This is a genomic window from bacterium (assembly GCA_029210545.1).
Classification (GTDB): Bacteria; BMS3Abin14; BMS3Abin14; order BMS3Abin14; family BMS3Abin14; genus JARGFV01.
The window spans coordinates 1-23584 of the sequence record JARGFV010000013.1; the positions used below are offsets into that span (position 1 = coordinate 1).

The 23584-nt window shown below is 57.7% G+C and carries 18 protein-coding genes; 10 read left to right on the forward strand and 8 right to left on the reverse strand.

Annotated features, from left to right (window positions below; genetic code table 11):
• Positions 1 to 297 precede the first annotated feature (297 nt).
• Both P1S46_02635 and P1S46_02640 read left to right on the forward strand, forming a co-directional pair.
• A complete protein-coding gene (locus P1S46_02635) occupies positions 298 to 3789 on the forward strand; it encodes a ribonucleotide reductase N-terminal alpha domain-containing protein (GenBank protein MDF1535382.1) in 3492 nt (1163 codons plus the stop codon).
• A 257-nt stretch (positions 3790 to 4046) separates the two neighbouring features.
• Entirely contained in the window at positions 4047 to 4217 is a 171-nt protein-coding gene (locus tag P1S46_02640; GenBank protein ID MDF1535383.1) for a 4Fe-4S binding protein, read from the forward strand.
• A gap of 127 nt (positions 4218 to 4344) precedes the next feature.
• Here the strand turns inward: P1S46_02640 and P1S46_02645 are convergent, their stop codons facing one another.
• Both P1S46_02645 and trxA read right to left on the reverse strand, forming a co-directional pair.
• The gene (locus tag P1S46_02645; GenBank protein MDF1535384.1) at positions 4345 to 4530 is read right to left on the reverse strand and encodes a hypothetical protein; all 186 of its coding nucleotides are present in this window, start codon (positions 4528 to 4530) and stop codon (positions 4345 to 4347) included.
• Between the two features lie 27 nt (positions 4531 to 4557).
• Positions 4558 to 4887, reverse strand: coding sequence for a thioredoxin (gene trxA, locus P1S46_02650; GenBank protein ID MDF1535385.1), 330 nt, complete (start codon positions 4885 to 4887; stop codon positions 4558 to 4560).
• A gap of 202 nt (positions 4888 to 5089) precedes the next feature.
• On the opposite strand from trxA, the gene P1S46_02655 reads away from it, so the two are divergent.
• Positions 5090 to 5878 (forward strand): RNA methyltransferase, encoded by a 789-nt coding sequence (locus P1S46_02655; protein ID MDF1535386.1) that lies wholly within the window; start codon positions 5090 to 5092, stop codon positions 5876 to 5878.
• A 306-nt stretch (positions 5879 to 6184) separates the two neighbouring features.
• Positions 6185 to 7645 (forward strand): hypothetical protein, encoded by a 1461-nt coding sequence (locus tag P1S46_02660; protein MDF1535387.1) that lies wholly within the window; start codon positions 6185 to 6187, stop codon positions 7643 to 7645.
• 626 nt (positions 7646 to 8271) lie between these two features.
• Here the strand turns inward: P1S46_02660 and P1S46_02665 are convergent.
• The gene (locus tag P1S46_02665) at positions 8272 to 8991 is read right to left on the reverse strand and encodes a creatininase family protein (protein ID MDF1535388.1); all 720 of its coding nucleotides are present in this window, start codon (positions 8989 to 8991) and stop codon (positions 8272 to 8274) included.
• Positions 8992 to 9650: 659 nt separating this feature from the next.
• Between P1S46_02665 and P1S46_02670 the strand changes: the two genes are divergently transcribed.
• Both P1S46_02670 and P1S46_02675 read left to right on the forward strand, forming a co-directional pair.
• Positions 9651 to 10343: a pyrimidine 5'-nucleotidase gene (locus P1S46_02670; GenBank protein ID MDF1535389.1), complete on the forward strand. Its 693-nt coding sequence runs from the start codon at positions 9651 to 9653 to the stop codon at positions 10341 to 10343.
• 367 nt (positions 10344 to 10710) lie between these two features.
• Positions 10711 to 13395: a pitrilysin family protein gene (locus P1S46_02675; protein ID MDF1535390.1), complete on the forward strand. Its 2685-nt coding sequence runs from the start codon at positions 10711 to 10713 to the stop codon at positions 13393 to 13395.
• Positions 13396 to 13441: 46 nt separating this feature from the next.
• Here the strand turns inward: P1S46_02675 and P1S46_02680 are convergent, their stop codons facing one another.
• Positions 13442 to 15076, reverse strand: coding sequence for a fused MFS/spermidine synthase (locus P1S46_02680; GenBank protein ID MDF1535391.1), 1635 nt, complete (start codon positions 15074 to 15076; stop codon positions 13442 to 13444).
• A 455-nt stretch (positions 15077 to 15531) separates the two neighbouring features.
• Here P1S46_02680 and P1S46_02685 point away from each other — a divergent pair, with 455 nt between their 5' ends.
• The 4 genes from P1S46_02685 to P1S46_02700 all read left to right on the forward strand — a co-directional run bounded on the left by P1S46_02685 (position 15532) and on the right by P1S46_02700 (position 20272).
• Entirely contained in the window at positions 15532 to 15897 is a 366-nt protein-coding gene (locus P1S46_02685; GenBank protein ID MDF1535392.1) for a cytochrome c3 family protein, read from the forward strand.
• A gap of 112 nt (positions 15898 to 16009) precedes the next feature.
• A complete protein-coding gene (locus P1S46_02690; protein MDF1535393.1) occupies positions 16010 to 17437 on the forward strand; it encodes a cytochrome c biogenesis protein ResB in 1428 nt (475 codons plus the stop codon).
• 330 nt (positions 17438 to 17767) lie between these two features.
• Entirely contained in the window at positions 17768 to 18607 is an 840-nt protein-coding gene (ccsB, locus tag P1S46_02695) for a c-type cytochrome biogenesis protein CcsB (GenBank protein MDF1535394.1), read from the forward strand.
• A 366-nt stretch (positions 18608 to 18973) separates the two neighbouring features.
• On the forward strand, positions 18974 to 20272 hold the full coding sequence (locus P1S46_02700) for a cytochrome c3 family protein (protein MDF1535395.1): 1299 nt from the start codon (positions 18974 to 18976) through the stop codon (positions 20270 to 20272).
• A gap of 259 nt (positions 20273 to 20531) precedes the next feature.
• Here the strand turns inward: P1S46_02700 and P1S46_02705 are convergent, their stop codons facing one another.
• The 4 genes from P1S46_02705 to larC form a co-directional block, all read right to left on the reverse strand.
• Positions 20532 to 21173: a hypothetical protein gene (locus tag P1S46_02705; protein ID MDF1535396.1), complete on the reverse strand. Its 642-nt coding sequence runs from the start codon at positions 21171 to 21173 to the stop codon at positions 20532 to 20534.
• Positions 21174 to 21270: 97 nt separating this feature from the next.
• Positions 21271 to 21507 carry a PP0621 family protein gene (locus tag P1S46_02710; protein MDF1535397.1) on the reverse strand — a complete coding sequence of 79 codons (237 nt, stop codon included), beginning with the start codon at positions 21505 to 21507 and terminating at the stop codon, positions 21271 to 21273.
• Positions 21508 to 21667: 160 nt separating this feature from the next.
• Positions 21668 to 22240, reverse strand: a complete 573-nt coding sequence (folE, locus tag P1S46_02715) for a GTP cyclohydrolase I FolE (protein MDF1535398.1) — start codon at positions 22238 to 22240, stop codon at positions 21668 to 21670.
• A complete protein-coding gene (larC, locus tag P1S46_02720; GenBank protein ID MDF1535399.1) occupies positions 22221 to 23417 on the reverse strand; it encodes a nickel pincer cofactor biosynthesis protein LarC in 1197 nt (398 codons plus the stop codon). Before larC ends, folE begins: the two co-directional genes overlap by 20 nt.
• Positions 23418 to 23584: the final 167 nt, after the last annotated feature.

Sequence of the window (23584 nt, forward strand, 5' to 3'; positions counted from 1 at the left end):
GTAAGGAAAGGGAAAACCACGCTTTTCCCTTTCCGTGGAGCGAAAAGTCCCGGATTGGACTTTTTGCGACCCTGTCACAGTTAAAAGTCCGAAACCAGCGTCCCAGGGAAATATCGCGTTAGGGGTATCAAAGCGATTGTATCCATCCAGTTGAACCGTAAACATTGAACAGTGAACGGTTCCCCAAATACCTCTTGTACCCAACAATATGTTGTGCTATCTTGCGTTGGAAGTACAAGATATGGGAGCCTTCCCTTCCTATTCCGTTTATAAATCAACGAGTTTTCGGAGGATAGAATGACCGTGAGCAAGTCGGAAAGTGCCGGTCGGGGTGCCGTCGAGGGGCAGGAAAACCTCAACTTCGGTTCCAGCCTGGCATCAGCGGAGCTGTCGGAAAACGCGAAAGTCGTTCTGGCCAAGCGTTACCTGAAAAGGGATGGGGAGGGGAACCTTCTCGAGGAGCCAGAGGACCTTTTCAGGAGGGTGGCCGGGAACATCGCCCAGGCCGAAAAAAAGTTCGGGGGCAGCGACGAGAAAGTGGCCCGGACCGCCGATCTGTATTTCAACCTCATGTCCTCCCTGTCTTTTATGCCCAACTCGCCGACCCTCATGAACGCCGGCAGGGAACTGCAGCAGCTTTCCGCCTGTTTCGTTCTCCCTGTGGGCGATTCCATGGAGAGCATCTTCGATGCTGTCAAGCACACGGCCATGATCCACAAGAGCGGCGGCGGTACGGGTTTTTCCTTCAGCCGGCTGCGCCCCGGCAGGGACGTGGTCAGATCCACATCAGGGGTCTCCTCCGGTCCCATCTCCTTCATGAAGGTCTTCAACCAGGCCACCGAGGTCATCAAGCAGGGGGGCACCCGCCGCGGGGCCAACATGGGGATCCTTCGCATCGACCATCCGGATATCCTGAACTTCATCCGTTGCAAGGAAGAGAACGACCAGCTCAACAACTTCAACATTTCCGTGGGGCTCACCGAGGAGTTCATGAAGGCGGTGGCCGACGACGAGGAGTATCCCCTCATCAACCCCCGGACGGGGGAAGAGGCCATGCACCTCAGGGCCAGGGAAGTTTTCCAGCTCGTCGTCGAGAAGGCTCACCAGAACGGCGAGCCCGGCATCATCTTTCTGGACAGGGTCAACCGGGACAACCCGACGCCGGCCCTCGGGGAGATGGAGAGCACCAACCCGTGCGTCACGGGAGACTCGTTCGTCATGACGACCGATGGACCGCGGCAGGTGCGGAACCTTCTGGGTAGCGGTTTTGAGGTCATCGTTAATGGTCAGCCCTTCCCCACCACCGGCCGGGGTTTTTTCGCCACTGGAAGGAAACAGGTTTTCCGCCTGACCACGAAGGAAGGGCATCACTTGCGCATCACCGGTGACCACCCCGTCCTTCAGGCGGTGTCCGTTTCGCGTTACAGTATCGCCAGAGAGTGGACGCCCGCCTCGTCCCTCGAACCTGGCGACCGCATCGTCCTGCACGACCATCGAAGGTGCTCGGGGTGGAACGGGAGGTTCGGCCGAGCTGAGGGGTATCTCCTCGGCCTTCTCGTCGGCGACGGCACGCTGAAGCGGGACAAGGCCGTGATCTCCGTCTGGTGTCCGGAGCGCGTCGTGAACGGTGACACCCTGCTGCCTGCCGGATCGGCCGGCGTCATGGCCGCCGCCCTGGAGGCCGCCGCCACCCTTCCTCATCGCGCGGACTTCATGGGTTGGCAGAAGATCTCCGGGCGGGAGGTGTATCGCATGAGTCTGGCCTCCGTCCGCAGCGTCGCTCTGGAACTGGGCTTAAAGCCTGGATGTAAGATGATCACCCCTGAACTGGAGAAGTGCTCCTCCCTCTTCTACGGGGGGTTCCTGGGCGGCCTTTTCGACGCCGACGGTTCAGTCCAGGGAAACATTGAGAAGGGCGTCAGCGTCCGCCTCGCACAGAGCGACCTCCCCCTCCTCGAAGCGGTGCAGCGCATGCTGATGCGCCTGGGTATCGTCAGCGTCATTTATCGTGAAAGGCGGCCTGCGGGAAAAACGCTCTTTCCCGATGGACGCGGTTCGACCGCCGAATACCCGACGAAAGCACAGCATGAACTCGTCATTACCCGTGAGAACGTGGCCATTTTCGAGGAGCGGGTCGGGTTCAACGATGATGTCAAGAGGGCACGGCTCAAAGCCCTCGTTAGCTCCTTCAGGAGGCGGATGAACAGGGAAAGGTTCCTCGCAACCGTTGATTCGGTTGTACCGGAAGGGGTGGAAGAGGTCTACGACGTTCAGGTGCCGGGTGTCAACGCCTTCGACGCCAACGGACTTTACGTTCACAACTGCGGCGAACAACCGCTTCTCCCCTACGAGTCGTGCAACCTCGGATCGATCAACCTCTCACGGACCCTCAAGTACGACGGCAGCCGCGTATCCATCGATTACGATAAACTCGCCCAGGTAGTCACCCACTCGGTCCGGTTCCTGGATAACGTCATCGAGATGAACCGGTACCCCCTCGAACAGATCGAGGAGATGACCAGGAAGAACCGCAAGATCGGCCTCGGTATCATGGGGTGGGCCGACCTCCTTTTCCGGCTGGGGATCCCCTACAACTCGGAAGAGGCAGTCGCTCTCGCCGAGAAGGTGATGGGCTTTGTCCACCAGAAGGGCGTCGAGTCGTCCAGCCAGCTCGCAGCCGAGAGAGGTCCTTTTCCCGCCCACGAGGGCAGCGTGTTCGATGTTCCCGGGCGGCCGCCGGTCAGGAACGCCACCGTGACCACCATCGCTCCCACAGGGACCATCAGCATCATCGCTAACACCACCAGCGGGATCGAGCCGCTCTTTGCCATCGCTTTTCAGCGGAACGTCCTGGATAACCAGCGCCTTGTTGAGGTCCATCCCTACTTCAAGGAAGTGGCGAGGCGGGAAGGGTTCTACAGTGATGAGCTCATGGATCAGATCGCCCGGGAGGGTTCCCTTCAGCACATCCCGGGCATCCCGGACTGGGTAAAGAAGGTCTTCGTGACATCTCACGATATAAACCCCGAGTGGCACATTCGCATGCAGGCCGCCTTCCAGAAATTTACCGACAACGCCGTGTCCAAGACCGTTAACTTCCCCCACGAGGCGACAAGGAACGATATCGAGGAGGTTTACCTCCTCGCCTATGAGCTCGGGTGCAAGGGAGTCACGGTCTATCGCGACGGCAGCCGGGACGAACAGGTCCTGTCTATCGGCACACGAAAGGGTCAGGCTGCCGCTGCCGCCGGCGATCACGGTATGATCATGCCTACCCCGCGCCCAAGGCCTTCCCTGACCCAGGGGATGACCATCAAGATGAAGACAGGCTGCGGAAACCTGTATGTCACCATCAACGAGGATGAGAAAGGTCTTTGCGAGGTTTTCACACAGATGGGCAAGGCTGGCGGGTGCGCGGCATCCCAGTCCGAATCGGTGAGCCGCATGGTCTCCCTGGCTCTGAGGTCTGGGATTGAAGCCGATGCCATTTTAAAGCAGCTCTCGGGTATCCGGTGCCCCTCTCCACTGTGGCAGAACGGGGAGATGGTCCTTTCCTGCTCCGACGCCATCGCCAAGGCACTCAGGCAGTACGTGGAGATCCGCCGGGAACGGGGCGGCGAACAGCCGCCCAAGGTAGTCGAGTTCCCCGCCCCAGGCAGGAAAGCGGGCCCGGCCATGGACAATATGATCGCCTCCATGGGACGGTTGTGCCCCGACTGTAGCGGAACTCTGGAGTTTGCGGAAGGGTGCGCCACCTGCCACTCCTGCGGATACTCGAAGTGCAGCTAGCGGCGTGTCTGGAAACCCCACGCCTGCTATATTTTTGTCGCGTTTATCAGGCAAAAATATAGATAGACAGGATTTCCCAAAGACTCCATTTCCGCTAATAAATTCAGGTTACGCCACAAAATCGGAGGGCATTTGCCCTCCGATTTTATGGGTTGACTTTTACCAGACAGGCGGGTAATGAACCTCTGTCTCTAATATTGGAAGAGCCGCACAAACTCCGCCTATTATGTCTGGAACCCCTGAAGGAGGTGAACGCCTTGGCTTACGTGATCACTGATGAGTGTACCGCCTGTGGAAGCTGTGTCGATGAGTGCCCCGTTGAGGCTATCAGCGAAGGTGACATCTACGTGATCGATGCCGAGACCTGTACCGACTGCGGCGACTGCGCCGCCGTCTGTCCCGTCGAGTGCATCCATCCTGGAGAGTGATCGATCAGATCGGGACCATTTCGCATGAAAAAGGGCGGCCATTGGCCGCCCAGATCACTGACAAACCCCGCGTTTTTTGATGCGGGGTTTGATTTTTTTTACCGGCGAACCGCCGGCAGATCTCTCATCACCCTCCGCCGGCTGTTATGCCGCAGGCGAGTAGCTCGGTCCCCGTCAACTTCCGCGTTTTTTCGAGATCTGCGTCGCAGGAGGGGCACGGTATGGGCAGATGCTCCTCCCGGTCCAGGATCATCTGGGCATACAGCAGGTTGCACTCCCTGCATTTCAGTTCGTATATCGAGTAAGTTGCCATGTCGTGCCGATTCATGGTGAAAGGTGGTCAGATGCTCTGCTCGACGATCTTCTTGATCTCGGCGGCGTTGGCTCCGATGACCTGCTCGACCACCTCCCCGCCCTTGAACAGCAGGACGGTGGGGATGCTGCGGATCCCGTACTGGTTAGGGGTTTTCGAGTTGTCGTCAACGTTCACCTTGCCCACCTTGATTTTTGAGCCAAAGGTGTCGGCGATCTCCTCGATGACGGGAGCGATCATGCGGCACGGAGCGCACCAAACGGCCCAGAAATCGACCAGGACGGGTTTGTCTGATTTAAGGACTTCTTCCTCGAAGTTGGCGTCACTGAGTTCAACCACATTCTTGCTATCGGTCATGGTCCTCCTCCTTTATGGCAATCCCTAAAATTATGGTTCTGCTCCATTGTCAGGGAACTTGTTGTGTTATTATCCTGGGAAATATGATCTGGAGGCTGAATCCTGTCGACTAACCTCCAAGTTGATAGTAACCTCCAAGGCAGGTGCTGTCAATGCTAAATCAGAATATTTGAAAAGTATAATACACAAGGAGGCCTTGACCGTGCCGCTGCCTGAACTCAGTCGTGAAAAACTGCGGATTCTCCGTTCCCTTACCTCCGCGAAGGTAAGAAAAAGAAGAGGGCTGTGTCTCGTCGAGGGTGAAAGAGCCCTGACTGAGGCTTTCCGCTCGAACCGGCTCAAGTACCTGGTGACAGCCGATAAATTATCTGGAAAAGATCGCGCGGCTCTGGCCGGGCAGCACGGGGTGATGGCCGATCTGCCCCTTTATGTCCTGGATGGGGGGAGTTTCGAGGAACTGTCCGATGTGCGTGCCGGCACCGGCCTTCTTGGAGTTGCCGGGATCCCCGCTTCGGCCGGGATCGATGACCTGCCCGGACAAGGGAAGCCTGTGAACCTTTTCTTCCTGGACGCGGTTCAGGAACCCGGGAACGTGGGGACCTTGATCCGCACGGCCTGGGCCCTGGGCTTGGCGGGAGTCCTGCTCGGTCCCGGAACGGCTGACCCTTTCAGCCGGAAAGCGGTCAGGGCTTCAGCCGGAGGAGTGTTTCACCTGCCCCTTTTCGAGGGAGTCAGCCCCGGTGATATCGATTCCCTGCTGGCCCGCGGTTTTTCCCTCTTTTTCGCCGAGAGGGGGGGGGAGGATTATCGAAAGGTCCGGTATCCGGACAGATCGGTCCTTGCACTTGGCAACGAGGGAGCCGGGACGTCCGACTGGGTGCGGGAACGGGGCAAAGCCGTCGGGGTTCCGATGGCCCGGGGCGTGGATTCCCTTAACGTGGTGGTGGCGGGGGCTATCTTGATCTCTGCCATGAAGCGAGAGTCAAGGTGAGGAGGTCGGTAGCATGAAGACCCGTGTTGTGCCGGGATGATCAACTCCAGGCTGACCTCTCTAAAGTCTCTGGTTGTAGATCATCCATGGCTTCGAAAGCGGCACATGTCAGTTTTATCTGTTGTTATCCTGGTAGCTGCGCTTACCGCTGCCGTAGTCGGTTGGAAGCTTTTTTTCTTTTTAACAGACGATGCGCACATCGCCTTTCGTTACGTTTCGAACGCTCGTTCGGGTTGGGGACTAACCTGGAATCCGCCACCTTTTAAACCGATAGAGGGGTACACCAGCTTCCTGTGGGTGACCATCTTGAAGGTGGTCTGGGATCTCTTCGGTGTCGAGCCGCCCAGGTCATCGAACATTCTCGCCCTCCTTTTTGGCCTTGGTACTTTGGGTTTGGTCTGGCTGTTCATGCTCCGCATGAACCTCCCCCGTAAACTCGAGGGGGCCAGGACCCCCCTCCTTGCCCTGGTCCTCCTCGGGACTGTCACAAACCGGACTTTTCTGACCTGGCTTTCCTCCGGACTGGAAACGGCCCTTTTCAATTTTCTCCTGATCTGGTGGGTCTATGAGGGGTTAACTGACCCTCTGAAGAGAACCTCCGGATGGGTGTTCCGGTTCACTCTGGCGGCCTCCCTGGCCGCTCTCGCTCGACCCGATGGATACCTGGCCTGGCTGGCGACCTTCGTCATCCTGGTCAAGCTATATCTGTCTGCTGAAAAAAGAGTCCATATTCATCTGGCGATCCCGGTTCTGGCAGCGGTTCCGCTACATATGGTCTGGCGCCAGTTCACTTACGGAACATGGCTTCCCAATACCTATTATGCAAAGTCTGACTCATTCTGGCCGGAGAGCGGAGTTCGATATCTGGGAAGTTTTCTCCTGGAAAACGGTTTCTGGTTCCTGGTGATCCTTCTTTGCCTGGTGCTGGCCTTGTCCCTCCATCGGATAAAAAAAGAGGTCCGAAGTGGGAGAAAAGTTACCCTTTCTCTACATTTGTTGCTGGATGAAAAAGGGCTGGTATTGGGCACTCTCCTCGCTCACTTCTCCTACTACACCTTTGCCATCGGGGGAGATCATTTTGAGTACCGCGTTTACAGTCATCTTATTCCCCTCGGTTTCATCCTTGCTGCCTGGACTGTGGCGAGATTGAGTCACAGGGCCACGTTGGTGCTTGCGCTCTTATCGCTGATAGTAATCCTGTCTTACCCCATTCCGTGGACCCACTGGCGGGAAACGAAGGATCTCACCACCCGGAAAGACACACAAATGATGGTCATCCCCATCGCCCATAAATTTCCATACCCCATAAGACCCGCTGTGAGGGCCTGGGATAGTTGGCAGGAATGGTTGATCCGTCATTACGTCTGCATGCGCCACCAGGAACACAAGGTGTTTTTCCTCTGGATGGAGAGCCAGTTCCCCACCCGCGCCGAGGGAAAAAAAGCCAGTTGGGAAGACCGTAACGTTCTGGCAACGATGGCGATTGGAACGGTGGGATGGACCTTCCCGGAAGTGGCGATCATCGACAAATTGGGGCTCACCGATGGAGTTGTTGCCCGATCGCCCCTGGATCTTGTGAATGGGGAGAAAATGATGGCTCACGCCCGAAAACCTCCGCCCGGATACCTGGAATGTTTTCGTCCCAACTTTTTCCTGGGAGTCTCGAAACCCGAAGGGGATTGGGAGCTGCGTTCCCGGTATACACCCAGGTCCAATCTCTTGACTGATGCCGAGATCATTGCATGTGAGGCAAGGGCCTGGTGGTAGGGGCTGTTGCCAGGACACGGGGGAAGACCAGACACGGTGACCCGCCTTCGCTGAAGCTTCCGTCTACGCTCTTTGAGCTTCGACGTGACAATTCGGCGTGGCAAGCACGGAAACGCGGGGACACGGGGGAAGATCGTCATTCCGGACGCGGCAGCGCCGCGATCCGGAATCCATGATCACAGGTTCCGTGGAAAAGCGGTAAAAGCGGGTTAACCACAGTACAGCCACCCGCAGGCTGTACCACTGGGTGACACAGGGTAAATACCTCAAAGAGGAAACAATGGTTTTATTCCCGTGAAATCCTGTGAAGCGGTCTGCAATGCGACCGCGCTGTGGTTTATTAGCCCTGTACTTCATTCTATGCGGGGCTTTTGAAGGCTCACGGCTCGCAACGACGGCTGTCGTTATTTATGAAGCCATATCCCCAAAAAAGACTGGATTTCAGATAATGTCGCTTAAGCGTTCATTTCCGAAATGACGAGCCGGCCTGAGGCCAGTATTTCAATTCGAGGTCGCTGCATCCCCCACAGGCTGGGGACTTGCAATGGAATAAAGCTTTTCAACTCCGTGTCCCCGTATCCCCCCTGCTCCGTGTCTCCGCGTCTGACGTTCGAATCGTGAAATCTCTATTTCAATGATTCCACGATTCGAACTAAAGCCTCCGCCGACCTTTCCACGATGAGCCTTCCCTTGTCTCCATCCGCGGCGCGGGGGTTCCCCCACACACCCCCTGGCCAGTAACGCTCCGGATCGGGTACCACGTGTCCGGGAGGAAAATCAGGGTACTCTTCGGGAGGAGGCTCCCTTACCCGGTCCGGATAAAGATGCATCATCCTCGAGGTCTCGATCTCTCCCGCGTGGCCGTCCCCCGGGGTGGCCAGCAGGTCCGCCGAGACCTCTTTTACGAGATCCAGGTCGCAGATCACCGCCAGTCTGAGCCCGGGCTCTTCCCGGATGCACGATTCTGCGGCTTCCCGAAGGGCCGCCATGTGGATGCGGCCGGCGTGACCGGAGAAAAGAACGATGTGGATAAAACCTTGTCCGGCCAGGGAGCGGATGATATCCGCTGCCAAAAACCTCAAAGTGTCTCCCGAGATCGTTATGGTCCCGGGGTGGTTCCTGGTGCTGCTGCACTGGCCGTAGTGGACCGGGGGAGTTACGAGGGCCCCCGTTGATGAAGCGGCCCGTACCGCGATGCTGTAAGCCTGCAGCGTGTCGGTGGATAAGGGCAGATGCGACCCATGTTGCTCCACGGTCCCGAAGGGCACGATGACCGGAGCCCCCGTGTGCTGCATCCCGCGAATATCCTCCATGGTCATCCACATCATCTCGGTCATCTCGCCCATGTTCCCTCCCTTCGTCCGGTTGCCTGATGGATAGGGGTTATAATATCATGAACAAGCTGTCAGCGGAAAGCTCAGGCGTATGCCGTAAAGGTCCTTAAGAGCATCGACCACGGAGACACGGAGAAAATCGGAGGAAGGCGCCCCCCCTCACCTGTCCTCTCCTTTGGGAGAGGGATTTTCTGGAAATCAGCTGTTGGGTCCTGGGGGCCGGGATAAAAGTGAACTTTAATCCCGATATGCCAGGACCCCGATCAGCTTTGGTGAGGGGGAATGGACTGATCGACAAAATGTTTTCTTAGCGTCTTTGTGTGAGATAGCTCTTCAGGACAGCGGAACCGTGCGGCGAGTAACTCTGTTTTCAGGTTTTCTCCGCCTCTCTCCGTGCCTCCAGTGAGTCACATGTCTGTTGTGACGAACGGGTGGTGAACGCTCTTCCGGGTTTGGGTGTGACGCCGCACAGGTATTCATTAACCGGATGAACCGAAAGTCCCGGATTGGACTTTTTGCGACCCTGTCAAGGTTGACCCTGTGAAACCCTGTGTCTGACAGCCGTAGCCTTGGCGAAGGCTGTTACCCTGTGGTGGATTAGCTTTTTGAGATGTGAGATGTGAGATTTGAGATCGAAAGATCTGGCAGCGATACTGTTCAGAGGTAAAAAAATGAATAATGACACATTCGGCAGGTTAAACCGGGTGAGAGGAATTCTTTTCGATCTCGACAACACGCTCTATCCGAGAGAAAAAGGGGTTTTCGACCGGATAAACGAGAGAATCGACAGCTACGTCGCCCGATGGACAGACCGTCCCGGGAGCGAGGTGAGTTCCCTGAGGCGGGAGTACATCGACCGTTACGGTACGACCCTGGGCGGGCTCAAGCGGCATCATGGGGTGGACCCGGGTGAATACATGGAGTACGTCCACGATGTGCCCGTTGAGGAGATGCTCGACCCGGACGAAGGGTTGTCCCGATTCCTCGGAGCCATCGAACTTCCAAAATTCATTTTCACCAACGCGTCCGCGGCTCACGCGGCCAGGGTCCTTGCCGCCCTGGGTGTCGGCTTCCACTTCGAGGGCATCATCGACCTGGCGGATACTGGATACCTCGGCAAACCGGACAAACAGGCCTTTGCGTCCGCTGTCGGACGTCTGGGAGCCGAACCCGGTGAAACCCTGTTCGTGGACGATATCCCGGCCAACGTTCAGGCCGCCCGTCAGCTCGGGATCCTGACGGCGCATGTGGGGGAGGGCGGTAACGGGATCGGTGACTTTTCGGCGGGGAAGGCGACAGAACTGGGGGAACTGTTCGCGGGCACATCCTGGTATAGGTGCGCGGGAAGCCCCCAGACACGGTGACGCGGAGACACGGGGACGCGGGGAAAGACCGTGAAACAGAATCTGGTTTTGCATGTGAGATTATCTTTTGCGCCCAATTGACCTCATTTTTTAGTTCATTGGAGAAATCCCTTTCCCGAATGGGAAAGGTCAGGTGAGGGGAAGGATCGTTGCTTTCCTCTGTGATCTCTGGTGCGCCAGGTGGTGATCGCTTTTAAGGGCCTTGCAGTGACACCACACAGCTACGCATTAACCGGAAGAACCGAAAATTCTCCGCGTCTCCGTGTCCCCGCGCCTGCTCTTCCCCCTTCCCCTTTTCTCCTCTCGTGGTTAAATTTTTACTCATGCCCTTGATAATCAAACCTCAAAACTGGAGTTATTCCCGATCATGAAAAAACAAACTACCAGATCCCGGAGACATTCCCTGGTTTGCCTTTGCTTTCTGCTTTTCCTTCACACTTTCCTCTTTCCACTTTCTACTTCCTTTGCCTTCGTGGACCGGGGGGAGACCCTGTCCCGCACTCTCCCCAACGGGTTTGAAGTGCTGGTCCGGGAAGAGCCGACCCAGAAGGTGGTGGAACTCCAGGTCTGGGTCGGTGTTGGAAGCCGTGACGAACCCGAGGGGAAGGAGGGGATCGCCCACCTTTTCGAGCATATGCTGTTCAAGGGCACCACGCGCCGGGGCGTCGGCGAGATCGCCCGGACCGTTGAGGCTGCGGGAGGCGGGATCAACGCCTACACCTCAATGGACCACACCGTTTACCATATCACCATCGCCAGGAATTATTTCGATACGGCCATGGACGTGCTTGCCGACGCTGTGCAAAATCCCACCTTCGATGCTGGTGAGCTGAAGCGGGAAAAACTGGTCGTCGTCGAGGAAATCCACAGGGGAAAAGACAACCCTTCCAGGGTCTTTTCCGAAGAGATGTTAAAAGCGGCCTACAAGGTCCACCCCTACGGCAGGACCGTTATCGGCACTCCCGAATCGGTGGGCAGCGTCTCGCGTTCAGATATGGTCAGGTTCCACCAGGGCTGGTACGGGGCTGACAATATGAAACTGGTGGTCGTGGGCGGAGTCCGGGCCGAACATGTGTTCGAGCTGGCAAACCGCCATTTCGGAGAGGCTCTTCCCGGCCGGGACCTTCCCGGAGTGGGCCGCCGCAAGGAAGTGCTTGAACCAGCCCGGGACGGTCTCAGGACCTTCGGGATCACCATGGACACCGAGCCGGCGCGGCTGGCAGTCACCTTCCCCATCGGAAACCTCACCGATCCCGAGACCCCTGTCCTGGATCTTCTGGCGGCCATCCTGTCCACCGGGCGCAGTTCCCGCTTTCCTGTCCGGCTCAGGGACGAAGGGATCGTCCACAGCGCCTGGGCCTACGCCTATACCCCCAGGGATCCGGGCATTTTCGTCCTGGGCGCCGCCTCGGGCCAGGACCGTGTCGGCGATGCCCTGGAGGGGATCATCAGTGAGCTCGCACAACTTCAGACAGAGATGGTCAGTGAGGAAGAACTGGACCGCGCCAGGGACCAGGTGGTGAACGACAAGCTTTTTTCCAGGGAGACGGTGGAAGGGCTGGCGAGAGAGATCGGCTACCAGGCCTTGACCCTGGGCGATGTCCGGTTCAACGACAGGTACTATTCCCGCCTCCAGTCCGTCGACCCGGGCGATATCCGCGCCGCGGCCCGCCGGGTGTTCAGACCTGATACGGCCGCGGTGGGTTTTATGACGAAGGTTGCGGGTTCCAGGCCCGGTGAGGAGGATATCCGCCGTCTCCTGGCTGATACCCTCAAGCCGGACGAGGTTCAGGCAGACCCGGAAAGAGTCCCTGTCTACAGGAGCACCCTGCCCAACGGGATCGTCCTCACGGTCCGGGAGGACCACAGCCTGCCTCTCGTCGCCGTCCGGGCGGGTGTCCTTGGCGGAAGCCGCTACGAGACCGAAAAAAACCAGGGGATATTCAACCTGATGGCGCACCTGCTGACCAGGGGTACCGAGGGGTACACGGCCCAGGAGATGGCCAGAAAGCTGGATGGGATGTCCGCCACCCTGGGCGGGTTCTCAGGAAGAAACAGCTTCGGCGTCACGGGGAAGTTCCTCGCGAGGGACGCGGGCGTCGGGTTTTCTCTCGTCAGGGAAGTCCTCACCCGGGCAGTATTCCCCCGGAACGAGGTCGAGCTGTTCCGCGAAAGGATTATCAGCGGCATCCGTGCCCGGAAAGACGATATGACCTCCTTTTCCCTGGACCTTTTTCGCCGGACCCTTTTCCGGGAACATCCGTACCGTTTCCCGGTCATGGGCACCGAGGAGACGGTTGCCGGTCTTACCGGTCAGGATATCAGTGCCCTCTACCGGGCAGTGGTGCAGCCCGAGGGGATGGTCATCTCGGTGACCGGCGATATCACGGTCGCGGAGGCCTACCGGCTGGTCGAGGATAACTTCGGGAATATGAGCGGAGAACCCCACGACCCGGGTCCTCTTCCCGTTGAAGTCCGCTCCCCGGGGGTGGTCTCCGACAGGGTGGACAGGAGAGACAAGACCCAGACTCATGTCATCCTCGGGTACCCTGGCCCCACTCTCAAGGATAACGACCTTGATACCCTGGAAGTGCTCAATGCCGTGCTCGCTGGTCAGGGAGGGCGCCTGTTTACGCGGCTTCGTGACGAGGAAGGGCTCGCCTACAGCGTTTTTTCCTTCGTGGCTCCCGGGATCGATCCGGGTTTCATCGCCTTCGGGATCGGGGTCAGTCCCGATCGGGAGGCGGAGGCTGTGGAGGGGTTCCTGCGGCAGGTCCTCCTGCTGAGGGAGGAACCGGCATCGGACGATGAGATCGACCGGGCCGGGAGGTACCTCGTCGGGAACCACATGATCGAGCTCCAGACGCTGCAATCGCGGGCCGACGAGCTGTTTTTCCCTGTTCTTTACGGCCAGGAGCTCGAAAAGGCCCTCGCCTTCGAAAACCGGATCCTGTCGGTAACCGCGGAGCAGGTGCAGGCCGCGGCGGTCAGGTACCTGGATCCGGATAACTATACACTGGCCGTGGTCCAGGGCGGGGAGAGGAAGAACTGACGGGCAGGCAGCGTTCTTCTTGCTTGGAATCAACCCGGGATCCCGGTCAGGAGCCGGTGAGAAGATCCCAATCGGTATCCATCTGTATGTTGCGGCGGACAGACTCCCTGATCCAGCTGTCATAGAAATCCACGGGGTTGTAGTTGTCGGTAAGGATTATCGCATCAGGGTGGACAGGTATTCTCGGCGGCGAGATGAGGGGTGTCATCAGCTGTTTCCTGGCCAGAGGATGGGCCGGAAAGGATCTGATCATGTTCCAGTCCGGACTCCAAGGCCTGCCATCGTACGCCACGATGATCATGTTTCCGAATGCGGCGCCGGTTTCAGGGGAAAACAGGGGGATCACATCCACATTTTCAAATACGGATTGAAAAGTCTTTACAACCGATGCAGTCATGTAGGTTTTCCTGTCCAGGCTTCCGATCAGGTTGGTTGCAAGGATGCCTCCTTCCTTCATCGCTCTTTTGACCACTTCGAGAGCTTCCCTGGAAACCAGGTGCGCCGGCGTTGTATCGCCGTTGAACACATCCAGGATAATGTAATGCCATTTGCTTGTTGTCGTGTTCAGGAAATACCGTGCATCCTGGATGTGGGTCTTGCCGTTTGTACTGAAATTAAAATATTCACGGGCAAGCCTGACCACGGAAGGGTCTATATCGACGACATCGGTCTTTATACCTAGCCTTTCATAATATTTTGGTGTGATTCCTGCCCCTAATCCGATCACGAGGCAGCTCTTCCCATCCGGTCGTATCACCGTGGGCAGGTATTGTAAGAAATAGGAGTAACCGTAGACAGATTGCCCGTTTTGCTTGTCGATCCCACCTTGCACCAGCCCGTCGATGACCATCTCCCTGGTCTTGAATCCGCCAAGGTCATAATCCACGACTTTCAGGTTTCCATAATAGCTGTCCACATTGGCCACTTCACTGACAATGACACCGCTTGAAAGTTGTTTTCTGACGAACGGTTCCGGCATGGGAACCATGAAAACAGGGATAAAAAACAGTAGCGCCCATCTTTTTTTTCGAAAAAGGATGAGGTAAAGGACGGATAGTGTGATCAACAACCCCCCGGTAGCCTGGAAGATGCGATCCACCCCGAAAAAGGCGATCAGATAAAAACCGGTCAAAACGGTCCCGATAAAGCTCCCCATTGTTGAGATCGAATAAAGCACACCGGCTGTTCGACCGACGTTAGTGATCTCGTGGGCCAGAATCCTTACGAGGTAGGGCGAAACGAAACCCAGTAAAAGGAGCGTGGGTCCGAAGAGAAAGGCTGAACTGGCCAGGGAACCCATCCTTAACCCAAGGGGTTGGAACATCTGAAGGATCGGTGTTCTCAGTATCGGAATGAATGTGCACATCAGGCCGGAAACAGCAATGACGCCGTAAAGCCAGTCTGGATGGTTCCGTTGTACTGAAAGAGAACCACCGATGGCATATCCGAGTGCAAGTGCGATCAGCGTTACGGTGATCAGGGAGGTCCAGACGAAAAGGCTGACCCCATAGAAAGGTCCGATGACCCTCGATCCCATTACTTCGATCACCATGATGAGAGAGCCGCATACGAACGCGGTTATCAGAAGATAGGCAAGGAAAACGCGGGAGTAACCGTTTACCGGATTTTTCGATGAAATATTATCGCCTGTGCTGTTTACAGTTTTCTTCTTTGAGGCCATGTTCCCCCCCCCGGATCCTGTTTCCTGACAATGCGTGATCTTGTGACCGACGATGGCGGATGCCAATATAACCGAACCTTCTATCGAAATAAACAGGGAAACTCGGGATTCGGGCAGTGAGAGAGGGAGAGGGGGATTGATTCTCTGACCCGGACACAGACGCAGGTATCAAGGCAAAGGTGTACAATATGTACGTATTTGCGTTGAAAAATAGGCACTTAGATACATGGACACATAGATATATAGATCCATTGTAACCCGGTTCCGAAGACCCGTGATGATGCCACAGGCCGGGTAACTTCACATTCTCCCGAGCGTATTAACATCCGAAATGGTATCTAATCTGGGCCGCGGATGTGGAATTGACACCGTAATTCCCCCTGTGGTATACACTTTGGACCGTAGGCGTTGTGAAATATCAGACATGCTATATCCAATTTCAAGGAGGTAAGTCAATGAGCAGAAAACTGGCCGTCGTTTTGATTGCTATCGTCGTAGCCACAGCCTTCGCGGCTTCCATGGCTATCGCCGGTGACCCCCCCGCACAGGTGACCATCGACAAGAGCTTGGCGAAGAAGGGTGCGGTGACCTTCGACCACGCCAAGCACTCCGAGACCATCGATTGCATGAAGTGCCACCACAAGGCCGCTTCCAAGGAAGAGGTCAAGAGCTGCTTCGAGTGTCACGGCAAGGACCCGGCTGCAAACGATCCTGCCAGCGGCAAGGCGGATAACCCCTTCCACGTCCAGTGCAAAGGCTGCCACAAGGAGCAGGCCAAGGGGCCGACGAAGTGCAAGGAGTGCCACGGCGGAGCGAAATAAGCGCCAGTACAGGCAGGTCTTTATCCGGTTAGCGATCCGGGGGGGCGGCCAAAGCCGCCCCCCCGGTTTGATGTTACCTTCGGGCAAACAAACCCAATAGAGAGACCATAAAGTGACCAACGAAAACGGCAAGGCAGTTCCCTCCACCCCCCCTGGAAACAATGCCGCGGAGGAAAAGCAGGCCAGATCGATCTTCACGGTCGTCACCGATACCATGGCCTCGGTGACCCTGGCCATCTTCCTCCTCGTCTCCCTGGCTCTTACGTCCGTCATCGGTACTGTCGTCCTCCAGAAGGGCAGGCCGGAACAGTACCTCGTGGAGTACGGTCCGGGTGTTTACAAATTCCTCCAGTTCCTTGACTTGGACGACATGTACCGCTCCTGGTGGTTCCTGACCCTGCTGCTGCTCCTCATGGTCAACATCACCACCTGCTCCGTCAAGCGGTTCCCCCGGGCATGGAGGCTCATGACCCAGACCCCGACGGTCCTGGACGAGGCCCTGTTCAAGCGAATGAAGCACCGCGGCTCGATCAGGCGCGGCGTGGCCCCTGAAGAGGCGGTGCGGCAGGCCCGGGCTGTGGTGGAGAAGCACTACGGCAAGGTCAAGGAGAACCGTAGTGAAGGCGCCGTGACCCTTTACGTCGATAAGGGCTGGTACGGGCGCCTCGGCGCCTACATCGTTCACCTGAGCCTTCTGATCCTGGCGGTCGGGGCCGTCTACGGCGGCATTGTGGGTTTCAAGGGTTTTGTGGCCATCGTGGAAGGAACAGCTGTTGACCGGGTCCCCCTCAGGGGCAAGGACACCGCGCTCAAGCTTCCCTTCCTCGTCCGGTGCGATGATTTCCAGGTTGAGTATTATCCCGACTCCCAGCAGCCCAAGGACTATTTCAGTGATCTGACGGTCATCCGGGACGGCCAGGAGGTCGTGAAGAAGAGGATCGAGGTCAACCACCCCCTCATCGTCGACGGCATCTACTTCTACCAGTCGAGCTACGGGGTGGATCGCAACTCCTCGGTGACACTCCAGCTCCTCGATCCTTCCGGGAAAGTAGCCGGCCCTGACGTCACCGTTGTGGCCGGACAGAGCTTCCAGGCAATGGGCGATCCTTCCAACTACCAGGTGGAGGAGATCATCCCCAACATCACCGGAGGCAGGCCGGGTGTCAAGATCGCCCAGTTCCTGGGCAACACCCATCGGGATTTCTATCTTCTAGAGGCCGCTCCCGACCGGGACAAGTCCAGGGGCGGTTCGGTCTATTTCCGGATCAAGGGTACCAGCATCAGGGAGTACACGGGCCTGCAGGTGGCCTGGGACCCGGGGGTACCGGTGGTCTGGCTGGCCTGCTTCGTGATGATCATCGGCCTTTACATCGCTTTTTTCGTGGCCCACCAGAGGATCTGGGTCCGGGTAGACCTGGATTCGGACAAATCGGCAGTTCTCATGGCCGGTACGACCAACCGTAACCCGGCCACCTTCGAACGGGAGTTCGAAACCGCTCTCGCGGAGCTCAAGGAAGCCGTGGGAGGGAAACAACGCTGAGACACGGGGACGCGGAGTCCAGCATGATCCGCCTGCCACGGCGTAGTCTGAAAGACGAAGACGGGTCATTCCGGGCCGATCAATAGTCCCTTCCTTATTCTTCCTCCCCCTGCCGAGGGGGGAGGATCGAGGTGGGGGTGATAGTGTTCAGACCCGGAATCCAGGTCAAGAGCGTTCACCACAGAGGACACAGAGGACACAGAGGAAGACCAACATCTGGGGATAGGTTCAGGTGTGTGCCGCAAAACCTTGCACCTTGAACGTTGATGGCTTGGCAAAAAGTCATCAACGTTGAACGTTTTTTCTCAATCGATCACGAGGTGATTAAACATGGACAGCACCGTTCTTCATAACATGGCGACCTTCGCCTACCTTTTCGCCACCTTTTTTTACGTTGCCTACCTGGCATTCAAGAACCGCGCCGTCGGGACTCTGGCAACCCTGACCGCCTCGGCCGGCGTGGTTGTCCATGCCATCGGCAAGGGTCTCAGGTGGGTCGAGTCCTACCGCATGGGGATCGGGCACGCGCCTCTGTCCAACATGTACGAATCGATGAGCTTCTTCGCTCTTTGCGTCATGGCCGCTTACCTGGTGGTCGAGTGGCGGTTCAAGAATAAAGCTCTCGGAGCGGTTGTGGCGCCCATAGCCTTCATTCTCCTCGCAGCCAACGCCCTATTGTTTCCGGACGATATCCGCCCACTGGTGCCTGCCCTGCAGAGTGACTGGCTCCTTTACCACGTCATCACCTCTTTCGTGAGCTACGGGGCTTTCGCTGTCTCCTTCGGCGTGTCCGTCCTGTACCTTGTGAAGAGCAAGGCGGAAAAGAAGGGCCTCAAGGAGGGTTCCCTCCTGGCTACCTTTCCGGACCTGAAGTTCCTTGACGAGGTGAACTACAAGTCCGTCGCCGTCGGGTTCCCCCTCCTGTCCCTGGGGATCATCACCGGGGCCGCCTGGGCCAACTACGCATGGGGGACTTACTGGAGCTGGGATCCCAAGGAAACCTGGTCCCTCATTACGTGGTTCGTTTACGCCGCGTACCTTCACGCCCGGTTCACGAGGGGTTGGGCCGGAAAACGGGCCGCCCTGCTGTCTATCATCGGCTTCGCTGCCGTGGTGTTCACATATTTCGGGGTCAATTTCCTTCTTTCCGGGCTTCACAGCTACGCGTAAATCGGGATATCCATTCCATAATCCCGCCTTCCGTCTTCGTCACGCCTATGGCATGACTACGCCGTGACAAGCAAGCGGCGATGTCCTGAATGACGATAGGAGGTTGCCCTCGCCCCCTCGCCCCTGCGCACTTCCCCGCATCAACTCTTCCTCCTGTACCCGGGACCCGCCCGAATTAAATGTTTGCGGATTCCCGGTTCTGGTTGACAGTTCCGACCGCAGTCATCTAATATAGCCGGTGTTTCGCCCAGGTTGTGAAATTTATATTATGATGGTAACAGGCTTCGAAGGGATTTCTGGCGAGGTTGTCACTCTTCGCTGTTCGCGATTTTTATGAAACATCTTCCCACGGAGGAGGGGTAGAGAATGGAGAGGAAAAGAGGCGTTCTCGCTGTCGTCGTTCCCGTCATCATGCTGATCGCGCTGGTGATGGCCGCCCAGGCCCAGGCCCAGGAGTGTGTTTCCGCGGAGTGCCACTCGGGGATGGGGAAAGCAAAGTTCGTTCACGGACCGGTAGGCGTGGGGCAGTGCGTGGTGTGCCACACCAGCGGCAACCCGAAGCATCCCACGAAGTCGCCGAAAACGGATTTCAAGTTGCAGGCATCGGGAAAGGACCTGTGCTACCTGTGCCACGAGCCCAAGGACGCACAGCCGGTGGTCCACGGACCCATCCAGAAAGGTGACTGCATCTCGTGCCATGATCCGCACCAGTCCAACACGGAAAAACAGCTCACCAAGGAGACCACCAGCCAGCTGTGCTTCTCTTGCCACGAGAACAACAAGACCACCAAGAAGGTGGTCCACGGACCGATTGCGGCAGGTGACTGCAACATCTGTCACAACCCTCACTCGTCCGAGTACCCGGGCCTCGTGGAGATGCAGGGAGCAGACCTGTGTTTCCTGTGCCACCTTGACCGGCAGGCACAGTTCGAGCTCAAGTACAAGCACCAGCCGGCCGCCGAGGGGTGCAACAAGTGCCACAACTCCCACGCCACGGATTTTCCCTACATGCTGATCGCCGAGGGTGAGACCCTGTGCAACGATTGTCACAAGCCGATGGCCGAGCACCTTGAAGCGTCGTCCATCAAGCACAGCGCCCTGGAAAAGAAGGAGTGTACCGTCTGTCACACGGCCCACGCTTCCGACTATCCGAGGCAGCTCAAAGCCTCTGCCAAGGAAATCTGCTACACATGTCACAAGGAGTTGGGGATCCAGGTCAAGAAGGCGACCTATGTCCACGGCCCTGTCAAGCAGGACGACTGCTACGCCTGCCACGATTCCCACGGGTCCAACTACACCAAGATCCTCAAAAAACCGTTCCCGGCCGAATTTTACATGCCCTACGCCACCGAGAACTACGCCATCTGCTTCGATTGCCATAACAGGGACATCGCCCTGGACCGGTTCACCACCACGCTGACCGGTTTCCGGAACGGTGACCAGAACATGCACTTCCTTCACGTCAACAGGGAGAAGGGCCGCTCCTGCAAGGCGTGCCACGAGATGCACGCCGGCAGCCAGCCCAAGCACATCCGGCCGGAGGTCCCCTTCGGGAAGGCATGGATGCTCCCGGTGAACTTCACCCAGACGAAGAACGGGGGGAGCTGCGTGGTTGGCTGCCACAAGCCCAAGGATTACGACCGGGTCAACCCCGTGAAATATTGATGGACTCGCAAAAAGTCCATCAACGCGCCCCGCGCGGGGCGCCCAAATCAATGACTAGCCGCGCCTGGGAAGGGCGCCCGGATCGATGACCGGAAATCATGTCAGCGATCCGTGAGGAAAGGGAAAATGACACTTTTCACTTTCCGTGGAGCGAAAAGTCCCGGATTGGACTTTTTGCGACCCTATCAAGGTTGAATCTTTCCGCCTCAGGGCGGAGTCATCTATAAAAAACAGCCAAAGAGGGCGCTGTTTTTTATAGTTAAAAGTTGTACCCCACTCCAATGGACAAGGTGTCCTGCCCGAAAAGGTGGGCTTCGGCGCTGAAGAAAAAGTTGTAATCCATGAAATAGTCCATACCGAAGAACAGGTGGGCCTGGCCGTCGTCCTTCTCGCCGTCCAGGTTGATGAACGAGGTGGCGATCCCGGCGTAGGCGTTTGTACCGCTGCTGCGCGCCGAACCCAGAAGAGAAACCTGCCCCTCGAACATGTCGTAGGATGCCGATCCCTCGCTGCTTTCCGACCACTGGGCCTGGCTGTCGAGACTGACCCGGAACCCGCTGCCGCTTTGCTGCGTGATCAGATCGAGGAGAACGCCGCCGCCGAAGGCGAATCCCAGATTACCCTTAAAACCGCCTTCCACTTCGAGATCGGCAAACCCGAGCCTCAGGTAGGGAGTCACTCCGTCGGTGCCGCCGAACGCCCCTTTGAAAAAGAACGACTTCGTGGTGACGTCCGAATTCCTCACCTCAAGGTCGGTATAACCGATGGTTCCGGAAAGGGAAAAACCCCCCACTTCGACAGTCCTTCCGGGAGCCCCCACCGGCAGAGCATGGGCCGAGGGAAGAGCGATGACGAAAGACAGGAAAAGGGTGGATATCAGGATCAAGTCGCGCGACCTCATTTCAGTCCTCCAAGGGGAAAGATAGTCCAAAGTCCAAAGTCCTAGGTCCTGGTTCCTGGTTCCTGGTTCCTGGTTCTTAGTTCCTGGTTCTCCCTTTTCAGCGGCCAGCTGAATACTTCTTCTCGCACTCCCGGGAGCAGAAGTACACCTTTTCTCCTACTGTTCGCCGGGAGACAGATCTGCTCTTCGGAACATAGACGCCGCACACCGGGTCCCGGACCATCTCCTCCCCGCGCCCCCCGTCATCCCCGGGTGAGCGGGCGTCTGAACCTGTCAGTTCCCTGACCGCCCACACCAGGGCCGCCGCCATGATCAGCCAAAGAAGAATTCTCAATTCACATCACTCCACACCGCGGGGAGCATCGTGTGTAAAGAATGCTCCGGCCCGCGTCCCAGGTTCCGGGATTGCTTCGCCCGGTTCCGGCTCGCAATGACAAGCTCAGAGAAACTCCTCTCCGCGTCTCCGTGTCTGGCGCGTCTGGCGCGTCAAACCTTTACCGCCCCTGCTTCCTCCCGTGGATAAGGGCCAGAGTCTCACTGCGGGTCCGTTCATCCCTGCGGAACGAACCCCTGACAGCGCTGGTCACCGTCATGGAGTTCGGCTTGCGAACCCCTCTCATGGATATGCAGAGATGCTCGGCCTCGATGACCACCATGACTCCCTTGGGATTCAACCCCTTCATTATGCTTTCAGCCACCTGGGTGGTCAAGCGTTCCTGGACCTGCGGCCTCGAGGCCCAGGTTTCCAGAACCCGGACGATCTTGGAAAGCCCGACGATCCTGCCGCCCTCGGGGATATAGGCAACGTGGGCCATTCCGGCAAAGGGGAGCAGGTGATGCTCACACACGGAATAGAGGGGGATATCCCGGATGAGGACCATTTCATCGTGGGATTCACCTTTCACCGGATGGAGGTGTTCCATGGGATCGGCGCCGATCCCCGAGAAGATCTCCTCGTACAGCTGGGCGACGCGATGCGGGGTGTCGGCCAGCCCGGGTCGGTCCGGGTTTTCACCAACACCCTCGAGGATCATGCGGACGCCCTTTTCAATTTTCTTCAAGTCCATCGTCATTCTCCGCAAGGTATGCCGCGACTGCCAGCTCCTTCATCTTCAGGATCGGCACCCCGGCCTGGTCGGCCAGCCGCCTGACTTCCTCGTATTCGGGTTTGAAACGCCAGTACCCGGATGGTGTCCGCCATCGCTTGAAGGTAACAGGGCCATGGGGTGTGGACACGACAACCTTTTCTCTGGGAAGCACCTGGCGTCCCACTTCCCAGAACCGAAGCCCCGAGCTGCCTGTCGCCTCGAGCACCGCCCGCACGACCGCGTCGCGGTCCTCCAGGCCGGCAAGGACCCTGACGAGGACACCAGGCCTCCCTTTCTTGGTGTGAACAGGGATGAGGTGGACCTCCTTCGCACCTGCCGCCTGGATAGTCTCGACCGCCGGAGCAAGGTACTCGGGAGACAGGTCGTCGATCCCGCACTCGATGATCACGGCGCTTTCACCCTGGGCCGCATCCTGGACACTCCCGCGGAAAACCCTGAGGAGGTTGGGGAAACCGTCGTGGTCGGCTGTTCCCGCTCCGACACCCACCCCCTCTACCTTTATGGCCGGCAGCGGCCCGAACCGGTTCACGACCCCCTTCATCAGAGCAGCGCCGGTGGGTGTGGTGAACTCACCCTCGGGCCCGGCCGAGTGAACGGGCAGACCTTCGACCAGGAAAGCTGTCGCAGGAGCCGGGACGGGCATCATCCCGTGGCTCGTACCCACGTATCCGCATCCAAGGTTCAACGAGCCGCTTACGATCTCATCAGGGTTCAGCCAGGCGATGGCCGCCTGGACCCCAACGATGTCGGCCAGGGTATCCTGGCCGCCGAGTTCGTGGAGATGAACGGCTCCACCGGAACTGCCGTGGGCCCTCGCTTCGGCCTCACCAAGTGATTTGAGGACCTCGAGACTGGCCGCGGCGACCCTGTCGTCGAGTCCGGCCCCGCGGACCGCCGAGATCATCCCGCCCAGGGTTCTTTTCTCCGGCCCGCCAACAACCTCGACATCACACTTTATCCCTGCCAACCCGGACCTCGTTACCTGCGTCGCGCTGATCCGGACCTCTCCCGGGATGACTTTTTCCACGGCATCCATGATCACCTCGATGGGGACTCCGGAGGAGATCAGCGCAGCGAGGAGCATGTCACCGGACACCCCGCTGAAAGGATCGATGTAAAGAATAGTCTCAGTCACAGTCTCAATTCCATATTTCAAATTCCAGATTTCAAATTTCAAAAGGAATCCAAGATCCAATTAGAACTTAATCTCAGATCTCAAAGGTTTCCCCTGCGGCCCCTGCGTCTCTTCGTGAGGCCGCCTTCACCGCTTTTACAGGACCCGGGATTGCTTCGTCACGCCAC